Source organism: Blastococcus sp. SYSU DS1024, from assembly GCF_054050795.1.
In genome coordinates this window covers 16116-33313 of sequence record NZ_JBJHAA010000002.1, presented here as the reverse complement: position 1 = coordinate 33313, position 17198 = coordinate 16116, and the positions used below count along the sequence as shown (strand labels likewise).

15 protein-coding genes are annotated in these 17198 nt (G+C 77.1%); 7 read left to right on the top strand and 8 right to left on the bottom strand.

Annotation, left to right across the window (positions count from 1 at the left end; all coding sequences use genetic code 11):
• Positions 1 to 163: 163 nt before the first annotated feature.
• Entirely contained in the window at positions 164 to 919 is a 756-nt protein-coding gene (locus tag ACI79S_RS01910) for a hemerythrin domain-containing protein (protein ID WP_456591748.1), read from the top strand.
• A 268-nt stretch (positions 920 to 1187) separates the two neighbouring features.
• Here ACI79S_RS01910 and ACI79S_RS01905 read toward each other — a convergent pair whose 3' ends face one another.
• Positions 1188 to 1859: an NUDIX domain-containing protein gene (locus ACI79S_RS01905; RefSeq protein ID WP_456591747.1), complete on the bottom strand. Its 672-nt coding sequence runs from the start codon at positions 1857 to 1859 to the stop codon at positions 1188 to 1190.
• A 122-nt stretch (positions 1860 to 1981) separates the two neighbouring features.
• Between ACI79S_RS01905 and ACI79S_RS01900 the strand changes: the two genes are divergently transcribed.
• The gene (locus tag ACI79S_RS01900) at positions 1982 to 4297 is read left to right on the top strand and encodes a HelD family protein (RefSeq protein WP_456591746.1); all 2316 of its coding nucleotides are present in this window, start codon (positions 1982 to 1984) and stop codon (positions 4295 to 4297) included.
• 81 nt (positions 4298 to 4378) lie between these two features.
• Here ACI79S_RS01900 and ACI79S_RS01895 read toward each other — a convergent pair whose 3' ends face one another.
• From ACI79S_RS01895 to ACI79S_RS01885, 3 genes are read right to left on the bottom strand one after another with little or no spacing between them, the layout of a single operon-like run.
• Positions 4379 to 5608, bottom strand: a complete 1230-nt coding sequence (locus ACI79S_RS01895) for a cytochrome P450 (protein ID WP_456591745.1) — start codon at positions 5606 to 5608, stop codon at positions 4379 to 4381.
• A 47-nt stretch (positions 5609 to 5655) separates the two neighbouring features.
• Positions 5656 to 7278, bottom strand: a complete 1623-nt coding sequence (locus ACI79S_RS01890; protein ID WP_456591744.1) for an SIR2 family protein — start codon at positions 7276 to 7278, stop codon at positions 5656 to 5658.
• Positions 7279 to 7320: 42 nt separating this feature from the next.
• Positions 7321 to 7983, bottom strand: a complete 663-nt coding sequence (locus tag ACI79S_RS01885) for a hypothetical protein (RefSeq protein WP_456591743.1) — start codon at positions 7981 to 7983, stop codon at positions 7321 to 7323.
• Positions 7984 to 8100: 117 nt separating this feature from the next.
• Here ACI79S_RS01885 and ACI79S_RS01880 point away from each other — a divergent pair, with 117 nt between their 5' ends.
• Both ACI79S_RS01880 and ACI79S_RS01875 read left to right on the top strand, forming a co-directional pair.
• Positions 8101 to 8940, top strand: coding sequence for a DUF1206 domain-containing protein (locus ACI79S_RS01880; protein ID WP_456591742.1), 840 nt, complete (start codon positions 8101 to 8103; stop codon positions 8938 to 8940).
• The gene (locus ACI79S_RS01875) at positions 8937 to 9815 is read left to right on the top strand and encodes a DUF1206 domain-containing protein (RefSeq protein ID WP_456591741.1); all 879 of its coding nucleotides are present in this window, start codon (positions 8937 to 8939) and stop codon (positions 9813 to 9815) included. The genes ACI79S_RS01880 and ACI79S_RS01875 overlap by 4 nt, the downstream gene beginning before the upstream one ends.
• Positions 9816 to 9879: 64 nt before the next feature.
• On the opposite strand, the gene fabG is transcribed toward ACI79S_RS01875, so the two are convergent.
• The 3 genes from fabG to ACI79S_RS01860 all read right to left on the bottom strand — a co-directional run bounded on the left by fabG (position 9880) and on the right by ACI79S_RS01860 (position 12460).
• Positions 9880 to 10641: a 3-oxoacyl-ACP reductase FabG gene (gene fabG / locus ACI79S_RS01870; RefSeq protein ID WP_456591740.1), complete on the bottom strand. Its 762-nt coding sequence runs from the start codon at positions 10639 to 10641 to the stop codon at positions 9880 to 9882.
• Between the two features lie 86 nt (positions 10642 to 10727).
• The gene (locus ACI79S_RS01865; RefSeq protein ID WP_456591739.1) at positions 10728 to 11939 is read right to left on the bottom strand and encodes an acetyl-CoA C-acetyltransferase; all 1212 of its coding nucleotides are present in this window, start codon (positions 11937 to 11939) and stop codon (positions 10728 to 10730) included.
• A gap of 116 nt (positions 11940 to 12055) precedes the next feature.
• The gene (locus tag ACI79S_RS01860; protein WP_456591738.1) at positions 12056 to 12460 is read right to left on the bottom strand and encodes an STAS domain-containing protein; all 405 of its coding nucleotides are present in this window, start codon (positions 12458 to 12460) and stop codon (positions 12056 to 12058) included.
• Between the two features lie 207 nt (positions 12461 to 12667).
• Here ACI79S_RS01860 and ACI79S_RS01855 point away from each other — a divergent pair, with 207 nt between their 5' ends.
• Positions 12668 to 12991 (top strand): hypothetical protein, encoded by a 324-nt coding sequence (locus tag ACI79S_RS01855; RefSeq protein ID WP_456591737.1) that lies wholly within the window; start codon positions 12668 to 12670, stop codon positions 12989 to 12991.
• 209 nt (positions 12992 to 13200) lie between these two features.
• The gene (locus tag ACI79S_RS01850; protein ID WP_456591736.1) at positions 13201 to 13572 is read left to right on the top strand and encodes a hypothetical protein; all 372 of its coding nucleotides are present in this window, start codon (positions 13201 to 13203) and stop codon (positions 13570 to 13572) included.
• Between the two features lie 55 nt (positions 13573 to 13627).
• Here ACI79S_RS01850 and ACI79S_RS01845 read toward each other — a convergent pair whose 3' ends face one another.
• Positions 13628 to 16618, bottom strand: coding sequence for a sacsin N-terminal ATP-binding-like domain-containing protein (locus tag ACI79S_RS01845; RefSeq protein WP_456591735.1), 2991 nt, complete (start codon positions 16616 to 16618; stop codon positions 13628 to 13630).
• Positions 16619 to 16752: 134 nt separating this feature from the next.
• Here ACI79S_RS01845 and ACI79S_RS01840 point away from each other — a divergent pair, with 134 nt between their 5' ends.
• Positions 16753 to 17181 (top strand): ATP-binding protein, encoded by a 429-nt coding sequence (locus ACI79S_RS01840; RefSeq protein ID WP_456591734.1) that lies wholly within the window; start codon positions 16753 to 16755, stop codon positions 17179 to 17181.
• The last annotated feature ends 17 nt before the right edge of the window (positions 17182 to 17198 follow it).

The following is a 17198-nucleotide window of genomic DNA, read 5'->3' as shown; positions in this document are numbered from 1 at the left end:
CGGGGACGACGCATCGCCGCGCGCCGCCGGAGCGCGCCCCCGGCCCGCGTCCGCCGCCCGGGAAACCGCTCCCGCCGCCGTCCGTCCGGCCCTACCCTCCCGGCATCCCGCGCTCCGGCAGACCCGGAGCACCGGCCCGACCCCGCTGAACGAGGTGCGCGCCATGACCGCTACCGCGGTCCGTCCTCCCGCCGTCCCGCTCCCCCGGCGCCCGAGCGACCCCACCTCCGCCCGCGCGGTGCCCCCGCTCCCCGGCCGGGCGGCCGCCTACCAGCGGGTGCTGCACCAGCTGGTGCGCCGGGAGCTGCGCACGCTGGCCGACGTCGTCACCTGGGCACCGGACGGCGTGTGCGCCCGCACCGGGCTGCTCACCCACCACGCCGGGCTGGTCTCCCGGCTGCTCCTGCACCACCACGCCGTCGAGCGGGATGCCGTGTGGCCGGCGCTGCTCCGCAGCGCGCCCGAGGAGGCCCGTTCCGCCGTGGCGGCCGCCGTCGCCGCCTGGACGTCGTCGTGCGCGCGCATCGACGCCGCGTTGCGCGACCTGGACACCGCGGCCCGCCAGTGGGCCACCTCCGGCAGCAGCCGGGCCCGGGAGACGTTCGCCCGCTCCTGCCGGCGGCTGGCCGACGACGTCGCCGCGCAGACCGCCGAGGAGGAAGCCACCCTGCTTCCCCTCCTCGACGCCCACCTGACCGACGCCGCGTGGGCGGCCGTCGTGCGGACCGCTCGCTGCGGGCTCTCCGGGCGCCAGCAGCTGCTCGTGCTGGGCCTCGCGCTGGAGGACTGCAGCGCCGCCGACCGCGCCCGCCTGCTCGGCGGCGTCCCGCGCGCCACGCGGCTGGCCTGGCGGCTCTACGGCGGCGGCCGCTACCGCGCCGCCGTCGTCCGGCTCCGCGGCGCCCCGCCCGCCGCCTGAACCGCCGGGCCGATCAGTAGCGGGACGTCCCGCAGTCGCGGCAGCGCTTGCGGGCGCTCATCTCGCGCCCGTGGCAGTTGTCGCAGACCCAGGTGGTCCGTTCCTTGGTCGCCGTGCTCATGGCTGGTCCTCCCCTCGTCGTCGTGCCGACGACGTTAGGGAACCGGTGTGTCCAGAAGGTGTCCGCAGAGTTGCGATGGAACGCCAACTAATCCCGCACCACCCTGTAGGGGGGAGGCATCCGTGGATCGGGACGACGCCCGATCGGCTAGCGGCTGACCGGGGCGAACGGGCCCGACAACGCGGCCCACTGCAGCAGCATGATCGTCTTCGCGTCGGCGATCCGGCCGTCGGCCACCATCCGCAGCGTCTCGTCGAACGGCAGCTCCACCACCTCGATGTCCTCGCCCTCCTCGGCCAGCCCGCCGCCGTCCGCCGTGCGGTCGGCCGCCGTGTACGGCGCGGCGTAGAAGTGCAGCCGCTCGGTGACCGAGCCCGGGCTCATCCAGACGTCGAAGACGTGCTCGAGCTCGCCCACCGTGACCCCGAGCTCCTCCTCGGCCTCCCGCCGGATGGCGGTCTCCGGGTCGTCCTCGTCGAGCAGCCCGGCGGCAGCCTCCAGGAGCATGCCGTCGGGGTGGCCGTTCACGTAGACCGGGAAGCGGAACTGCCGGGAGAGGAGAACGGTCCCGCGGGCGACGTCGTGCAGCAGGATCGTCGCGCCGTTGCCGCGGTCGTAGGTCTCCCGCGTCTCCGTCACCCAGGTGCCGTCCGCGCGGCGGTACTCGAACGTCGTCCGGCGCAGCACGTGCCAGGCGCTGGCCACGAGCTCCACGTCGGTGACCCGTACCCGCGGGTTGCCGTCGAGGTCCCTCCCCACCCGGTCCAGGCCGGTCCGGCCGCGTGCGTCGGGAACGTCGATGCCCGGGACCTGCGTCACGAGCAGCACGCTAGTGGTGCGTGGCACGGTGCTGGGGCACCGCGGCCGTGGGCACAATGGGCAGTTGCCGACACGGCGCGAAGAGCGATTGCACCACCGTTCCAGTAGAGAGCGAAGAGTCTTTGACGACAGTTCGTCCGGCCGGGTCCCTCGACGCCGAGATCGCGGCGGAGCAGACCTACGTCAGCGCCCTGCACGGCCGGCTCGACGAGGTGCGCGCCCGCACGGTCGCGCGCCTGCAGGAGGCGCTGGCCACCGTGCCGCACAACCCGCAGGCCGTCGGCGAGCGGGAGGCCGCGGTCGAGCTGCACAGCCAGCGGATCGTCGCGCTCGACGCCGCCGACAGCGGGCTGTGCTTCGGCCGGCTGGACCGGCACGACGCCGACGTGCCCCGGTACATCGGCCGGATCGGGCTGAACGCCGACGACGGCCGGGAGGAACCCCTGCTCGTCGACTGGCGCGCCCCCGCGGCCCAGCCCTTCTACACCGCCACGCCGCTGCACGACCTCGGCGTCCGGCGCCGCCGGCACATCCGCACCCGCGGCCGCAGGGTCGTCGACGTCACCGACGAGACCCTCGACCTCACCGATCCCGACCTCGCGCAGCGGTCGGGCCTGGCCGGCGAGTCGGTGCTCCTGGCCGCGCTCGGCGCCACCCGCACCGGCCGGATGAACGACATCGTCCGCACCATCCAGGCCGAGCAGGACCGCATCATCCGGGCCGACCACCGCGGCGTCCTGGTCGTCCAGGGCGGCCCCGGCACCGGCAAGACCGCCGTCGCCCTGCACCGGGCCGCCTACCTGCTCTACACCCACCGGGAGCGGCTGGCCCGCAGCGGGCTGCTCATCGTCGGCCCCTCCCCCACCTTCCTCGGCTACATCGCCGACGTGCTGCCCTCGCTCGGCGAGACCGGCGTGGTGCTCACCGACATGGGCGGGCTGCGGCCCGGGCTGCAGGCGCACGCGCCCGAGCGGCCGGAGGTCGCCGAGGTCAAGGGCCGGCTGGCGATGGTGGACGTCGTCACCGCCGCCGTCCGGAACCGGCAGGCCGTCCTCGACGGGGGGCCGGTCACGCTGACGATCGACGGGACGCCGCTGCGCTTCACCAAGGCCGACGCCGCCCGCGCCCGCAGCCGTGCCCGCGCCGCCTCCCGGCTGCACAACGAGGCCCGGCCGGCCTTCGTGCGCGCCGTGATCGACCTGGTCGCCGGCAAGTACGCCGACAAGCTCGGCGAGAACGTGCTGGGCGGCGGCAACCTGCTCGGCCAGGGCGACGTCGCCGCGCTGCGCCGCGAGGTCGCCGCCGAGCCCGCCGTCCACGCGCTGGTCGACCGGCTGTGGCCGCGGCTCACCGCCGAGCGGCTGCTGCGCGACCTGTTCTCCTCCCGCCGGCGGCTGGAGGCCGCCACGCGGGGCTGGTCCGACACCGACCGCGAGCTGCTGCTGCGCCCCGCCTCGGCACCGTGGACCCCGGCCGACGTCCCGCTGCTGGAGGAGGCCGACGAACTGCTCGGCGTCGACGACAGCGCCGAGCGGGCCGCGGCCCGCCGGGAGCGGCAGCGGCGGCTGCGGGACGCGCAGGAGACCCTCGACCTCCTCCACGGCTCCCGCTCCACCGACTGGGAGACCGAGGACGAGTCCGAGGAGCTCTCCGCCGGCGACCTGCTCGACGCCGAGGGCCTGGCCGAGCGGCAGGAGGAGCGGGACGGCCGGTCGACGGCGCAGCGCGCGGCCGCCGACCGCACCTGGACCTACGGGCACGTGATCGTCGACGAGGCGCAGGAGCTCTCGGCCATGGCGTGGCGGGTGCTGCTGCGCCGCTGCCCCACCCGGTCGATGACCCTCGTCGGGGACGTCGCCCAGACCGGCTCCGCCGCCGGCACCACCAGCTGGGCGGAGGTGCTCGAGCCCGCGCTCGGCGTCCGCGGGTGGCGCCTGGAGGAGCTCACCGTCAACTACCGCACCCCCGCCGAGATCATGGACGTCGCCGCCGCGGTGCTCGTCGCGGGCGGGGCCGCCACGTCAGCGGCCCGGTCGGTGCGCTCCACCGGCGAGCTGCCGTGGTCCCGCCAGGTGCCCGAGGCCGAGCTGGTCGCGGCGACGGCCGAGGCGGCCGCGGAGCTCGACGCCGAGGCGGGCACGCTCGCCGTCGTCGTCCCGCGCAGCCGGCTGGCCGCCGTCACCGCCGCCGTGCGCGACCGGCTCCCGTCGGCCTCCGCGGACGGCGACCTGACCGCCGGCCCGGTGGTGCTCACCCCGGAGGGCAGCAAGGGCCTGGAGTTCGACTCGGTGCTCGTCGCCGACCCCGTCGGGATCCTCACCGAGGGCGTCCGCGGCCACAACGACCTCTACGTCGCGCTCACCCGCGCCACGCAGCGGCTCGGCGTCGTGCACGCCGGCGAGCTACCGCCGGAGCTGAAGGGCCTCGACCCGCGCTGACCGGCCCCGGACAGCTGTCCCGGGCAGTAGGTCTCTGCCCATCCAGGATGGGCAGAGACCTACTGTCGAGGAGGGACCACCTCAGGCCCCGGCGCGCACCCTCAGCCGCACGCCGCTCTTCGGCTTGGCGGGGATCCGGTGCAGCGCGATCGTGAGGTCCTGGTCGGGCACCTCGTGGTCCAGCCGGGCCAGCCGCACCGCGAGCGCCGACAGCAGCGCGACGGTGATCTGCTCCCCGGGGCAGCGGTGGTTGGTGCGCGGGTCGCCGGCGCCCTGCGGCACCAGCTCGAACTCCCCGATCTCCCGGTCGAGGAACCGCTCGGGGCGGAAGGCGTACGGGGTGTCCCACAGCGCCGGGTCGTGGTTCTGCCCGTACAGGTCCAGCAGCACCATGGCGTTCTCCGGGATCTCCTCGCCGGCGAACTCGTTGCGCCGCGGTGATCGGCCGCCGATGAACGGGGCGAACGGGTAGAACCGCCGCACCTCGTGCGCCCACGCCTCGGCGAACGCGGGATCGCCGGCCGCCAGCCGCTCGCGGTTCCCGGGCCAGCGGATCAGCGCGTGGCCGGAGAAGGCCATGAACCAGGCGACCGCCGTCGTCGGCCGGATGATGTTGAGCAGCTCCACCGCCGCCACGTTCGCCGGCAGCTGCGTGCCGTCGGCGTCCCGGTGCCGCGACACGACGTCGACCGCCGTCCCCTCCTCCACGCGGGTCCGCCCGCTGCGCACGTCCTGCACCAGCTGCGTCAGCCACCTCTCCCGGCGGCCCCGGGCCCGCCGCGCCCGGAAGTGCCGCGGCCCGCCGGTGGCGAAGCCGTCGACCATCGCCACCATGTCGCGGGCGAGGTCGGGCACCTCGTCGTCGCGCACCGGGACGCCGGTCCAGCGCGCCACGGAGCCGGCCAGCACCCGGCTCGCCTCGTCGAACAGCACGATCTCCGGACGGCCTGCCCACTCCGGCACCGCGGCGTCCCAGGCCGCGGTCGTCCGCGCCACGAGCGAGGCGATGCCGTCCTCGCGCATCAGCAGCGCGACGAACATCGCCTTGCGCACCCGGTGCATCTCGCCGTCCAGCGTGTGCACCGCACCCTTGCCGAACAGCGTGCCCTGCACCGGCTCGGGGATGGCGTGCGAGCGGCGCACGTGGTCCTCGTCGTAGAGGAAGCGCGCGGCCTCGGGCCCCTCGATCCCGACGGCCGGCATCCCGCCCAGCCGGACCCCGACCGCGCGCTTCCCGGCCCGGCGGCGCTCGTCGGGCAGCCAGCCGTAGCCCTTGGACAGCAGTTTCAGGCTGTTCTCGAGTCGTGGCATGGATGCTGCGATGCCCATCCGCGCAGGTGGGCAACCGTGCACCGGGCTCAGCCGGGCCGCTGCTCCTGGGTCCGGTCGTCGCGCGGCCGGGTGGCGACGTCCGCGGGAGGGTCGTCCCCGTCGGCGGCGGAGCTGCCGTGCCCCAGCCGGCGCAGCAGCCCGGCCACCTCGTGGGCGACGTGGGAGGAGGCGTCCTCGGGCAGCACCTCCGCGACGCCGGCCAGCGCCTCGGCCAGCGCGCGCTCCTCGTCGTTGAGCAGCCCCCGGTACGCCGGGTCCAGCAGGTAGCCGGTGGGTGGTGTGGAGAGGCAGCCGATGAGGTCCAGCAGCACCTCCAGCCGGCGCGCCGCCTCGGCCGGCGAGGCGTCGGCCGGGCTCATCGCCACGGTCTCGACGTCCTGCTCCCACAGCCGGGCGCGCGCCGGGTCCTCCCGCAGCGCCAGCACGGTGCCGGTCCGCCGGGCCGCCCGCGATCCCTGGGTCTGCAGCGCGGTGCGCACCTGGTGGGCGATCCGGATCAGGTCGTCGTCCAGCATCGAGGTGCCCACGAAGAGCACGTGCCGGGTCAGCAGCAGCGAGTGCAGCACCCCGGCCAGCGCGGCGCCGGTGTTGCCGAACTGCAGGTACTCCTCCCGGGTCAGCACCACGCTCTCCGGGTGCGCGGCGTCCCCGTGCAGCTTCAGCAGCCACGGCGCCCCGGGCCGGGCCTCGTCGAAGGGCAGCACCGTCACCTGCCGGCCGATGTCGTCGGCGGCGCGCTCCACCAGCGGGTCGTAGTTGGTGGTCACGAACTCCTGCACCGGCAGGTCGGCGATCAGCGCGTGCGCCAGCGCGTAGGGCCCGGGACCGAACCGCTCCTGGACGAACGCCGCCAGCTCGTCGGCCCCCAGCTCGCGCGCCAGCAGCGCCGCGGAGTCCTGGGCGGGGAGCCGGGCCAGCCCCGCGCGCAGCTCGTCGTCCAGACCCGATCGGGTCGCCAGCTCGTCGACCAGCTGCTCCCACGTCGGCAACCCCGCGGCGGCGCTGACCCCGGCACCGATGAAGAGCGCCAGCTGGCCGCGGCGCGCCCGGTCGCCCAGGTCCTCGGCCAGTCTCCGCAGGTGCCCGGGCAGGTCCCAGCTCGCCTCCTCGCCGCGGCGGACCCGCTGGGCGGCGGCCAGGTCGCTGGGCCGGCGCAGCACCAGGGCGACGTCGAAACCGTGCTCCTCGGCGGCCTCCCGCAGCACCGGCAGCAGCTGCTGCAGCAACGACCCCCGCTCGCCGGCGGCCCCGCCCCAGCCGGTGCCCAGCGCGGGCAGCCCCACCAGCCGCCGCGCGCGTCCGTGCACCGGCTCGGCCACCTCGCGCCGGGCGACCGCCGCCAGCGCCTCGCGCGCCCCGTCGAGCAACCAGGGCAGCCCCCGGCTCCCCGACCCGTCCGCGTCCCCGTCGACGGTGTCGACCAGCCAGGCGCGGCGCGGGCCCTCGCCGGGCACCTCGAGCACCCGCTCGTCCCCCGACCACGACAGGTCGACGCAGTTCCCGTCGGCCTGCCGGTCGGTGATCAGCTCCTCGGGCAGGAGGGAGCACCAGCCGCGGGCCACCCGCAGCGAGCGGTCGGTCGGCACCAGGACGTCGTCGCAGGACAGCTGCGTCAGGTCCGCGCCGACCACGAAGACGTGTCCGCTCACGGCCGGGCCCATACCCAGGGCCCGTGGGTCATGCGCGGCCGGTCAGGACCCGCAGCCACCGGCGCCGCAGGCGCAGCCGCCGCAGCCGGCGCGCACCGGCGCCGGGGCGGGCGTCGCGGCCACCGTGCGCAGGTTCGCCGCGCCGATCAGCAGCGGGACGCCGAGCACCGCCACGGCCAGCGCCGTCACCACGGTGGCCACGTCGGCGGCCCGGTCCCAGCTCCGCGCGATGCCGGTGACCACCAGCAGCCCGGTGACCAGCAGCGACCAGACCAGCAGCGCCTGCCCGCCGCGCCGCGCCGCGCCACCCCGGCCCAGCAGGCCGAGCGACGTGACCAGCAGCAGCAGCGGGACGCCGACGAGCAGGACCACCGCAGACAGGGCGGCCGAGGCGACGGCGACGACCACGCCCGCGGCCCCGGCGACGACGGCGACCGTGCCGAGCGACCGCGCCCGTCCGGCCACCTCACCCGGCACCGCACCCGAGCGGGCGCCGCGCAGCAGGACGGCGCCCCGCACGGCCAGGAACAGCCCCACGGCGCCGAGCAGCAGCCGGGCACCGGCTGCCTCCCACACGACGGCGACCACCGCGACCGCGATCATCGCGACGCCCAGCGCCAGCCACCGCGGCCAGGTGCGCCGCGCGACCTCCGGGGTCGCCGAGCTGACCGTGCCGGCCGAGAGGATTCCGGTTCCGTTCGCCACGTGCCCAGTGTCCCTCACCCCCGCCACCGCTCGGGGAGGCACCGGGCCGGAGGCCGTGCCACGCTGATCATCTCCGCGTTCCACGCGGCCAGGACCGAGGTCAGGAAGGCACCGGGGATGAGCGTGCAGGGCAGCGCCGGGTCGGCCGCGGGACGGGCAGCCGACAGCGACGGCCTGGAACACCTCGCCCGCGTCGGGCTGATCGCCTACGGGCTGGTCCACGTGCTCATCGCCTGGCTGGCGCTGCAGCTCGCGTGGGGGCGCGCCGGCCAGCAGGCCGACCAGTCCGGGGCCCTGGCGACCCTCGCCGCGCAGCCGCTGGGCGGTCCGCTGCTGTGGGTGCTCGCCGTCGGCCTCCTGGCGCTGGCCGTGTGGCAGGCCGCCGAGGTGCTGCGGTGGCGGCACGGCTGGTCGGCGTCCGGGAAGGCCCGCACCCAGGCGCTGGAGCGGACGGCCAAGGCGGTGGCCAAGGCGGTCGTCTACCTCGCCCTGGCGGTGCTGGCGGTCCGGTTCGCCACCGGGGGCGGGCAGTCCGGCAGCGGCTCCCAGCAGCAGGCCACCGCCGGCGTCCTCGGCTGGCCCGCCGGCCGCTGGCTGGTGGCGGCCGCCGGGCTGGTCGTCGTGGGCGTCGGTGGCTACCTCGTCCACAAGGGGCTCTCCAAGCGCTTCCTGAAGGAGATCGACCTGCACGGCTGCTCCACCTCGGCCCGGCGGCTGGTCACCCGGCTCGGTCAGGTCGGCTTCCCCGCCAAGGGCGTCGCGCTCGGCCTCGTGGGTGGGCTGCTCGTGTGGGCGGCATGGACCTTCGACCCCGCCAAGGCCTCCGGCCTGGACGGCGCGCTGCACACGGTGCTCACCGCGCCCGCCGGGCCCGTGCTGCTGACGCTCGTCGCCGTGGGGATCGCCGCCTTCGGTGCCTACTGCTTCGTCCGCGCCCGGTACCCCGAGCGCACGTGAGCCCGCCGGCACCGTCTGCCCGGTCCCTGGGGCACCGGCTGCACGACCTCGTCGAACGGGTCCGCCGGGTCACCGACTCCCCGGTGCTCACCCATCTCGCCCGCGCCGGCCTGATCGCCTACGGCGCGATGCACCTGCTCATCGCCGTGCTCGCGCTGCGGCTGGCGATGGGCCTGCGGGGAGCCGACGCCGACCAGACCGGCGCCCTGCTCACCGTCGCCGCCGGGCCGGGCGGCGTGTTCCTGCTCGTCGCGATCGGTCTGGGCATGCTCTCGCTGGCCGTGTGGCAGGCGGCCGAGGTGCTGCTCTGGTGGCACGGGCTGCTCGATCCGGAACACCGGGTGCGCACCGCCGTCGTCTGCGCCAAGTGCCTGGCCAAGGGCGCGGTGTACGGCGTCCTCGGGCTCACCTCGCTGCTGTTCGCCCTCGGGTTCGAGTACGAGGCCGACGAGCGGCTGCGCGACCTCACCGAGGAGACGCTGCTGATCCCCGGCGGGGCCGTGCTGGTCGGCGCGGTCGCCGCCGGGGTGGTGGCGGTCGGGATCTACACGTTCGCGCGCGGCTGCACCGGCGGCTTCATGCGCGACATCGACCTCCCCGCCGCCCCCGACCGCTGGGAGCCGGTGATCGAGGTGCTCGGCCGGATCGGCTACCTGGCGAAGGGCATCGCGTTCGGGCTGGTCGGCGTCCTGCTGTGGCGCGCGGCCGCCTCCTCCGACGTCTCCACCGCCACCGGCCTGGACGGCGCCATGACGGCGATCGCCGGGGTGCGCGCCGGGCCGTGGCTGCTCGCCGGGGTCGCAGCCGGGTTCGCCGCCTTCGGGGTCTACGCCCTCGCCCGCGCGCGCTACCCCGACCGCGACCCGTCACAGTGACGTGCTGGAACGGCCCCCGTGCAGGGCCCCGCCGCGAGCGGAGCAAGCGGTGGGGGGTCCCCTCTCAGTTCCGGGGGCCGCCGGCGACGTAGACGACCTGGCCGGAGACGAACCCGGCGCCCTCGCTGACGAAGAAGGAGACGGTGTGCGCGATGTCCTCGGGCACGCCCGCCCGCGCGACCGGGATCGCCGCAGCACGCTTCTGCACGTAGGACTCCCAGTCCTCCCCGATGCGCTCGGCCGTGGCCTTGGTCATCTCGGTCTGGATGAAGCCGGGCGCGATGCAGTTGGCGGTCACGCCGAACTTGCCCAGCTCGATGGCGAGGGTCTTGGTGAAGCCCTGCAGACCCGCCTTCGCGGTGGCGTAGTTCGCCTGGCCGCGGTTGCCCAGCGCGGAGGTGCTCGACAGGTTGACGATGCGGCCCCACTTGGCGTCGATCATGTGCTTCTGGGCGGCCCGGGTCATGAGGAACGAGCCGCGCAGGTGCACGTGCATGACCAGGTCCCAGTCGGCGTCGCTCATCTTGAACAGCATGTTGTCGCGGGTGACGCCGGCGTTGTTCACCAGCACCACCGGCGGGCCGAGTTCGGCGGCGATCCGGTCGACCGCCGCCTGCACCTGCTCGCCGTCGCCGACGTCGGCCCCCACGGCCAGCGCCCGGCCGCCGGCGGCCTCGATCGCCTCGACGGTGCCGCGGGCGTCATCCTCCTTCAGGTCGAGCACCGCCACGGCGAAGCCGTCGGCGGCCAGCCGCAGCGCGGTGGCCGCGCCGATGCCGCGGGCGGCACCGGTGACGATCGCGACGCGGGCAGTGGACTCGGACATGCAGAACTCCTCTGGTCGACGGGAGGGAACGGCCCCGCTGCGGGGGGCCGCCGCGAGCTCGCGAGCGGTGGGGGGCAGCGGGGTCCTTACACGCGCTCGAACAGCGCGGCGAGCCCCTGGCCGCCGCCGATGCACATCGTCTCCAGGCCGTAGCGGGCGCCGCGCCGGTCCATCTCGCGCAGCAGCGTGGCGAGGATGCGGCCGCCGGTCGCGCCCACCGGGTGGCCGAGCGAGATGCCCGAGCCGTTGACGTTGGTGCGCTCCCAGTCGGAGTCGGTGAAGCCCCACTCCTTGGCGACGGCGAGCACCTGGCTGGCGAACGCCTCGTTCAGCTCGATCAGGTCGACGTCGGAGAGCTTGAGGTCGGCCAGCGCCAGCGCCTTCGCGGTGGCCGGCACCGGGCCGATGCCCATGGTCTTCGGCGGCACGCCGCCCACGCCGAAGCTGACCAGCCGCGCCAGCGGGCGCAGGCCGAGCTCGGCGGCCTTCTCCGGATGGGTGACGATCGCGACCGCGGCGCCGTCGTTCTGCCCGGAGGCGTTGCCGGCGGTGACCGTGGCGTCGGGGTCGTTCTTGCCCAGGATCGGGCGCAGCTTGGCGAGGGTCTCGACGCTCGAGTCGGGGCGGATGTGCTCGTCGCGGTCGACGACCGTCTCGCCCTTCCGGTGCTTCACCGTCACCGGCACGATCTCGTCGGCGAACCGCCCCTCGGCGGTGGCGGCGGCGGCGCGCTGGTGGCTGCGGACGGCGTACTCGTCCTGCTCCTGGCGTCCGATGCCGTAGTCCCGGCGGACGTTCTCCGCCGTCTCCAGCATCCCGCCGGGCACGGGGTGGTTCTGGCCGCCGGCGGTGACCCGGCCGCGGGCCAGCCCGTCCTCCAGCAGCACCCCGGGCCCGGGCTTGACGCCCCAGCGCATCGCGGTCGAGTAGAACGGCGCGTTGCTCATCGACTCCGCGCCGCCGGCCAGGACGACGTCGGAGGCGCCGGACTGCACCTGCAGCGCCGCGTAGACGACCGCCTGCAGGCCCGAGCCGCAGCGACGGTCGATCTGCAGACCGGAGGCCGTCACCGGCAGGCCCGCGTCGAGGGCGGCGACCCGGCCGAGGGCCGGGGCGTCCATCGTCGGGTAGCAGTGCCCGAGCAGGACGTCGTCCACCGACTCCGGCGGCAGCCCCGTGCGCTCCATCAGCGCCCGGATCACCGTCGCCGCCAGCTCCTGGACCGGGACGTCGCGCAGCGAGCCCCCGAACCCGCCGACCGGCGTCCGCAGGGGCTCGCAGATGACCGCATCCCGCACGGTGGTCCTCCTCGTTCGTCCGCTCCCGGCGCCCGGCGCGGCACCGTGTGGCGCCGAGTCTGCCTCCCCGGCGACCGGGGCGCGCCCCCGGCCCCCGTCCGGCGGGGGCTGAGGGGTCAGGAGGCAGCGGCGTCGACCTGCTCGCCGGCCAGGAGGTTCCAAAGGCCGGTGATCTGCAGCGGCCGGATCACCGCACGGGTCGCCGCCAGCACCCGCAGCTGCCCACCGGCGGCCAGCGCCTTCCGGTGCGCGGCGGCCAGGGCGCACAGCCCCGCCGAGTCGAGGAAGGTGACGGCGGTCAGGTCGACCACGACTTCCCGGGGCGCGGCGTCGACGAGCTCGTCGAGGACGGCGCCGACCCGGGGTGCGGACGTGCAGTCGACCTCGCCGGCGACGGTCAGCCGCGGCTGGGCGGCGGTGCCGGCCACCTCGAGGGCGAGGGGAGCGGCCGTGGGCACGTCCGGCCCGACGGTGACCCGGGTGGACTCGGTGAGCGAACGGTCGAGCGAGGAAGCGGTCACGGGTATGCCTCTCGGGGCGGATGCCGGACCAGTGAGCCTGCGGACGCGAACGACACGACGACCAGCACTGGATTGGCGGCTGCTGCTGAACCGCATCTCCGACCGTAGGCATTGCGGGGTCGGGGCACAAGGGTCGGCACGCCGCCGGGACGCCGACGCCTGCGAGGTGTTCCGCCGCAGGTCCGGCGGGGGGCGGATACTGGGCCCGTGACCGAGCCCCGCCCCTCGTCCCGCCGCCCGTCCCCGCTGCTGGTCGGAGGCTGCGTCGCCGGGGTGGCGGTGGCGGTGGCCGCGTTCCTCCTGCTGGACCTGATCCTCGCGGCCGCGGTCGCCATCGCCGCGCTCACCGCCGTGGCCCTGGCCGTCGCCGCCTCCGACTGGGAGGCGCACGAGACCTTCGAGCAGCGGGAGCTGGCCCGGGCTCGCCGGCGCAAGGAGAAGTGGGACCGCAACGCCGACGCCCGGGCGCGCGACCGCGCCCGCTGGGAGGCCCACCAGGCGCGCAAGGCGGCGCGGGACACCACCCGCTAAATGGTTCGACGGCGGGGCGACGACGACCTACCGTCCCTCCCCATGCGGTACTCCGTGCGACTGCGCACCTCCTGAGCTGACGCGCCGCGGGCCGGTTCCACCGCCCGCCGTCCGCGCCCGGTTGCCCCGGGCGCCCGCTCCCCCGCGTCCCCGCCGGCCCTCGTCGCGCCCGCGGGACGCCCCGCACCGCACCGTCACGGAGGCACCCCGTGTCCCGAACCAGCCCCGTCCCGTCCGGTCCTGCCGCCGACGCCCGCGCCGCGCTGCCCGAGAACGAGACCGAGGCGTTCGACCGCCTCGCCCACGCCCTCCTCACCTCGCCGACGGCGCCGCTGGGCCCGCTCCTGCGGGCCCAGCTGCCCGGCACGGCCGGCGTCCGCTGGCTGCGCCAGGAAGGGCTCGCGCCGACCACCCGGCCGACGGCGCTGACCGCCGACCGGTGGCTGTCGCTGTTCCGCTGCTGGCAGTCGGTGTCCCCGGCGCCGGCGGCGGCCGGCGCCGGCAACCGGCGCGACGGCGGCCGGCCGTCCCCGCACGGCCACGCCCCCGGCGCCGCCGCCATCCCCCGCTGGGGTCAGTGAGGCCCCGTCCGGAGGCTCGCCGCGAGCGTGCGAGCGGTGAGAGGGACGGGGTCCTTCACCAGCCGACCGCGTCCTCGGCCGCCAGGTCGGGGGCGCGGTCTGGCAGGGCGAACGCCTCGGCCAGCGCCTGGCGGAGGCCCCACGCGCCCGACCGCCAGGCCAGCGCGCGCCCCAGCGCACCCGGCGTGCCGTCGACGTGGTCGACGTCGTCGGCCGGCCACCACGGCACCGGACGCCCGTCGACGGTGAGCGGCGCGTGCACCGCCACCGACCCGGTCAGCGCGGCGCGGCCGAGCCGTGCGGCGGCCAGCCCGGCGCCGGGCACCTCGGCCCACGCCGACCGGTACCGCGGCTCGCTGGTCACCCGCGGCCGGCGCACCAGCTCGCCGGCCAGCGGGAGGTCCAGCAGGTCGGCCACCGGCCCGGGGGCCCCGCCGGCCGGCACGACCGGCAGGTCCACCAACGGCAGCAGGTGCGGCGCGTCGAGCACCACCGCCCGCTCCACGACCCGGTCCGGCGCGACCCGCACCCGGGGTGGCGGCTCGACGTCCCACCCGTCCAGCGCGGCAGCCAGCCGCGCGTGGACCGTGCGGAGCACCGCGGGCGCGACCGTGCGGGCCGGGTCCGCCAGCCGGTCGAGCAGATCGCGGGCGCCGTCGGGATCGACCAGCACGTCGGCCAGCACGGCCGGCGGGCGCAGCAGCCCCAGCAGCGGCTCCCCGAGGGGGGCCGGGTCGTACAGGCCGGCGAGCTCGGTGCTGCCGGGGTGCGCCAGCCGGTCCGGCCGGTGCCCGTCGAGGACCGGGTGGGTCAGCAGCCACCAGCGCAGGTAGCCCGGCACCGGCACACCACCGACGACGACGTCGGCCCACGCCTCGGCCGGGGCCGTGGCGAGCAGCGCGAGCGCCCCCGGCCAGTCGGCCACCAGCTCCAGGTCGCGCACGGCGACCAGCGGCGGCCAGACCGGCGGCTCCTCCCCGGCCAGCCGGTCCAGCACGGCGTCGGCCCAGTCGAGCGCGCCGTCGACGTCGAGCTCGTCGGGGTCGTCCGCGCGCACCAGGGCGAACCGGTCGAGCACGCCGACCGCGCGCAGCGCCTCGACGTCCGCCTCCGTGGCGAAGGCCGGGTCGAGGACGCCCAGCGCCCCCTCCTCCAGCACGGCGGCCAGCGGCGAGCCCGGCAGCAGCAGCTCGCCCGCCGGGGCGTACCCGCCGGCGGCGTCGGGCAGCGCCAGCTCGGCCAGCCACGGCGCACCGGCGACGTCCGGGGCGGCGGCGACCAGGGCCAGCACCGCGTCGGCCAGCTCCTCGGGGCCGGGCGCGCCGGCGACGTCCTCCTCGGCCGCGTCGAGCGAGCCCGCCACCGTCGCCCGCACCGCCGGGTCGCCGAGCACCGCCGTCGCCGTCGCCGGACGCGCGCCCAGCCGCTCGAGCAGCCGGCGCGCGGGCCGGGGGCCCGCCGCGGCCGGGTCGGCGAGGCGCAGCGGCAGGGCAGCCAGCCGCTCCACGGGCAGGCCGGGTTCGGGCAGCAGCACGCCGGCCGGGCCGTGCGCGGTCCGCCCGTCGGCCAGCGGCACCGGCAGCGCCGCCAGCTCCTCCCGGTCGGCGTCGGCGAAGGCCGCGTACAGCTCCGCCCACCAGCCGGCCGGGCGGGCCACCTGGCGCACCGCCTCGACGACGTCGGCGAGCCCGGCCCGGCGGACCTCGAGCGCCGCGAGCACCGGCCCGTCGGTGCGCCGCGACCAGCCCGCCGGCAGCAGCCCGGGCAGCACCCCGGTCACCGCCGCGACCTGCTCGGCGGTGGCGTCGTCCAGCACGACCGCGCGGGTGGGCGGCTGCCGCTCCCCCGGCTCGCCGGCCACCGGCAGCCACGCGGTCGCGCGCAGCCGGTCCAGCGCCGCCCCCGACAGCGCGGCGTCGAGGGCGGCACCGGCCAGCCCGGGCCGCGGGAGGACCGTCAGCAGCGCGGGATCGGCGGGCAGGCCGGCGACCAGGTCCGCGAGCGCCTGTGCCGACTCGGCCACGAGCAGGTCGGTCACCGGGCCCGGGAGCACGTGCCGCCGGTCGGGCCCCAGCGGGAACGGCGCGAGCAGCCGCAGCGGCAGCGACAGCGGCTCGTCGGTGGGCGTCGGGGCGTGCACCACCTGGCGGCCCGGCAGCGGCCGCGGTCGCCCGGCCTCGTCGAGCGGCACCGCCCAGGTGACCGTCCAGGCCCGGCGCTCGCGCTCCTCGACCGGTCGCCCGGCGAGCAGCTGCGGCGGCAGCCGGCCCGACCGCTCGGCGAGGGCCCACCGCGTCGGCACGCCGTCCTCGGTCAGCCGCACCTCCGGCGCGCTCCCCTCCCGGATCAGAACGCGGCGGGCGCCCTCGACCACCACCTCCACCACCGCCAGGCCCGGCAGCGCCAGCAGCAGCTCGGCCGGGAGCGCCCGGAGCGCCGCGACGACGCCGTCCCGGGCGCCCGGGCGCAGGGGCAGCACCACCTCGGTGTCGTACCCCTCCGGGAGGGCGCCGGCGGCCGGCCACGGCAGCCGGAGCACCGGCACCGCGCCGTCCCGGTGGGCCAGCTCGGCGGCCGGCTCCGGCAGCGCCTCCACCTCCGCCCGGGTGCGCCCGGCGCTGAACCGGACGCCCCCGGTGCGGGAGAGCACCACCGGCTCGTCGCTCACCGCCAGCACCGCGGCGAACCCCACGCCGAACCGGCCGACCGCGGCGGGGTCGTCCCGCTTCGCCGACGCGCGCAGCGTGGCCAGGCCCACGACGCCGCCGGCGTCCAGGGGCGCCCCCGTGTTGGCGGCGCGCAGCTCGTCGCCGGCCAGCAGCAGGCGCAGCCGTCCCGGCACGCCGGCCCGCAGCGCGGCGTCCGCGGCGTTCTGCGCCAGCTCCACGAGCAGCCGGTCGCGGTACCCACCCCGGACGAGGTCCTCCTCGGCGTTGGCGTCCTCGCGGAACCGGGCCGGCGAGTCGGCCCAGGCCGCGAGCACCCGGCGCCGCAGCCCGGCCGTGCCGAACGGGTCGCGGGGGTTCCCGGGGGTGCTGGCGGCCATGCGCCCGGACCCTAGGGCCGCCCCGCCGCCCCCGGGTCACCTCTTCGGGGTGGGGCGAGGATTCGAGCCGCACCGGAACGGGCAGGGTGGCGCCACGACCGGTCAGCGAAGCCGGCACGAGGAGGCGGTGACGGGTGGCGCTCTGGCAGTCCGCGCGCCCCCCGGACCGGTTCACCGAGGTGTGGTGCCAGGAGCTCTCCTCGCTCGGCGAGCTGGCCGCGCTGCGTGCCCGGCTGCGGACCGCCACGACCGGCAGCCCGACCGTCGCCCACCCCGAGCGCGACCACTGGTCCGAGCGGCTGGTGCTCATCGCCGACGAGCTCACCTCCAACGCCCTGCGCCACGGCGGCGCACCGGTCGCGGCGGTCCTCCGCCGCGACGGCGACCGGTGGCTGATCGCCGTCCGCGACTCCGCCGCCGACGTCCCGCCGGCCCCGGCCCGGGGCCGCGACCCCGGGCTCGGGGGCTTCGGGCTCTACCTGGTCGCCGACCTCTCCGTGGCCCACGGCTGGTTCGCCGAGCCCGGCGCCAAGACCGCCTGGGCCGTGGTCGACGGCACCTGACGGGACCGGCCCGGTCC

Bases quoted from the DNA above. Each gene is read 5' to 3' on its own strand.
- ACI79S_RS01910 (WP_456591748.1), top strand. From the start codon at position 164: ATGACCGCTACCGCGGTCCGTCCTCCCGCCGTCCCGCTCCCCCGGCGC.
- ACI79S_RS01895 (WP_456591745.1), bottom strand. From the start codon at position 5,608: ATGCCACGACTCGAGAACAGCCTGAAACTGCTGTCCAAGGGCTACGGC.
- ACI79S_RS01880 (WP_456591742.1), top strand. From the start codon at position 8,101: ATGAGCGTGCAGGGCAGCGCCGGGTCGGCCGCGGGACGGGCAGCCGAC.
- fabG (WP_456591740.1), bottom strand. From the start codon at position 10,641: ATGTCCGAGTCCACTGCCCGCGTCGCGATCGTCACCGGTGCCGCCCGC.
- ACI79S_RS01845 (WP_456591735.1), bottom strand. From the start codon at position 16,618: ATGGCCGCCAGCACCCCCGGGAACCCCCGCGACCCGTTCGGCACGGCC.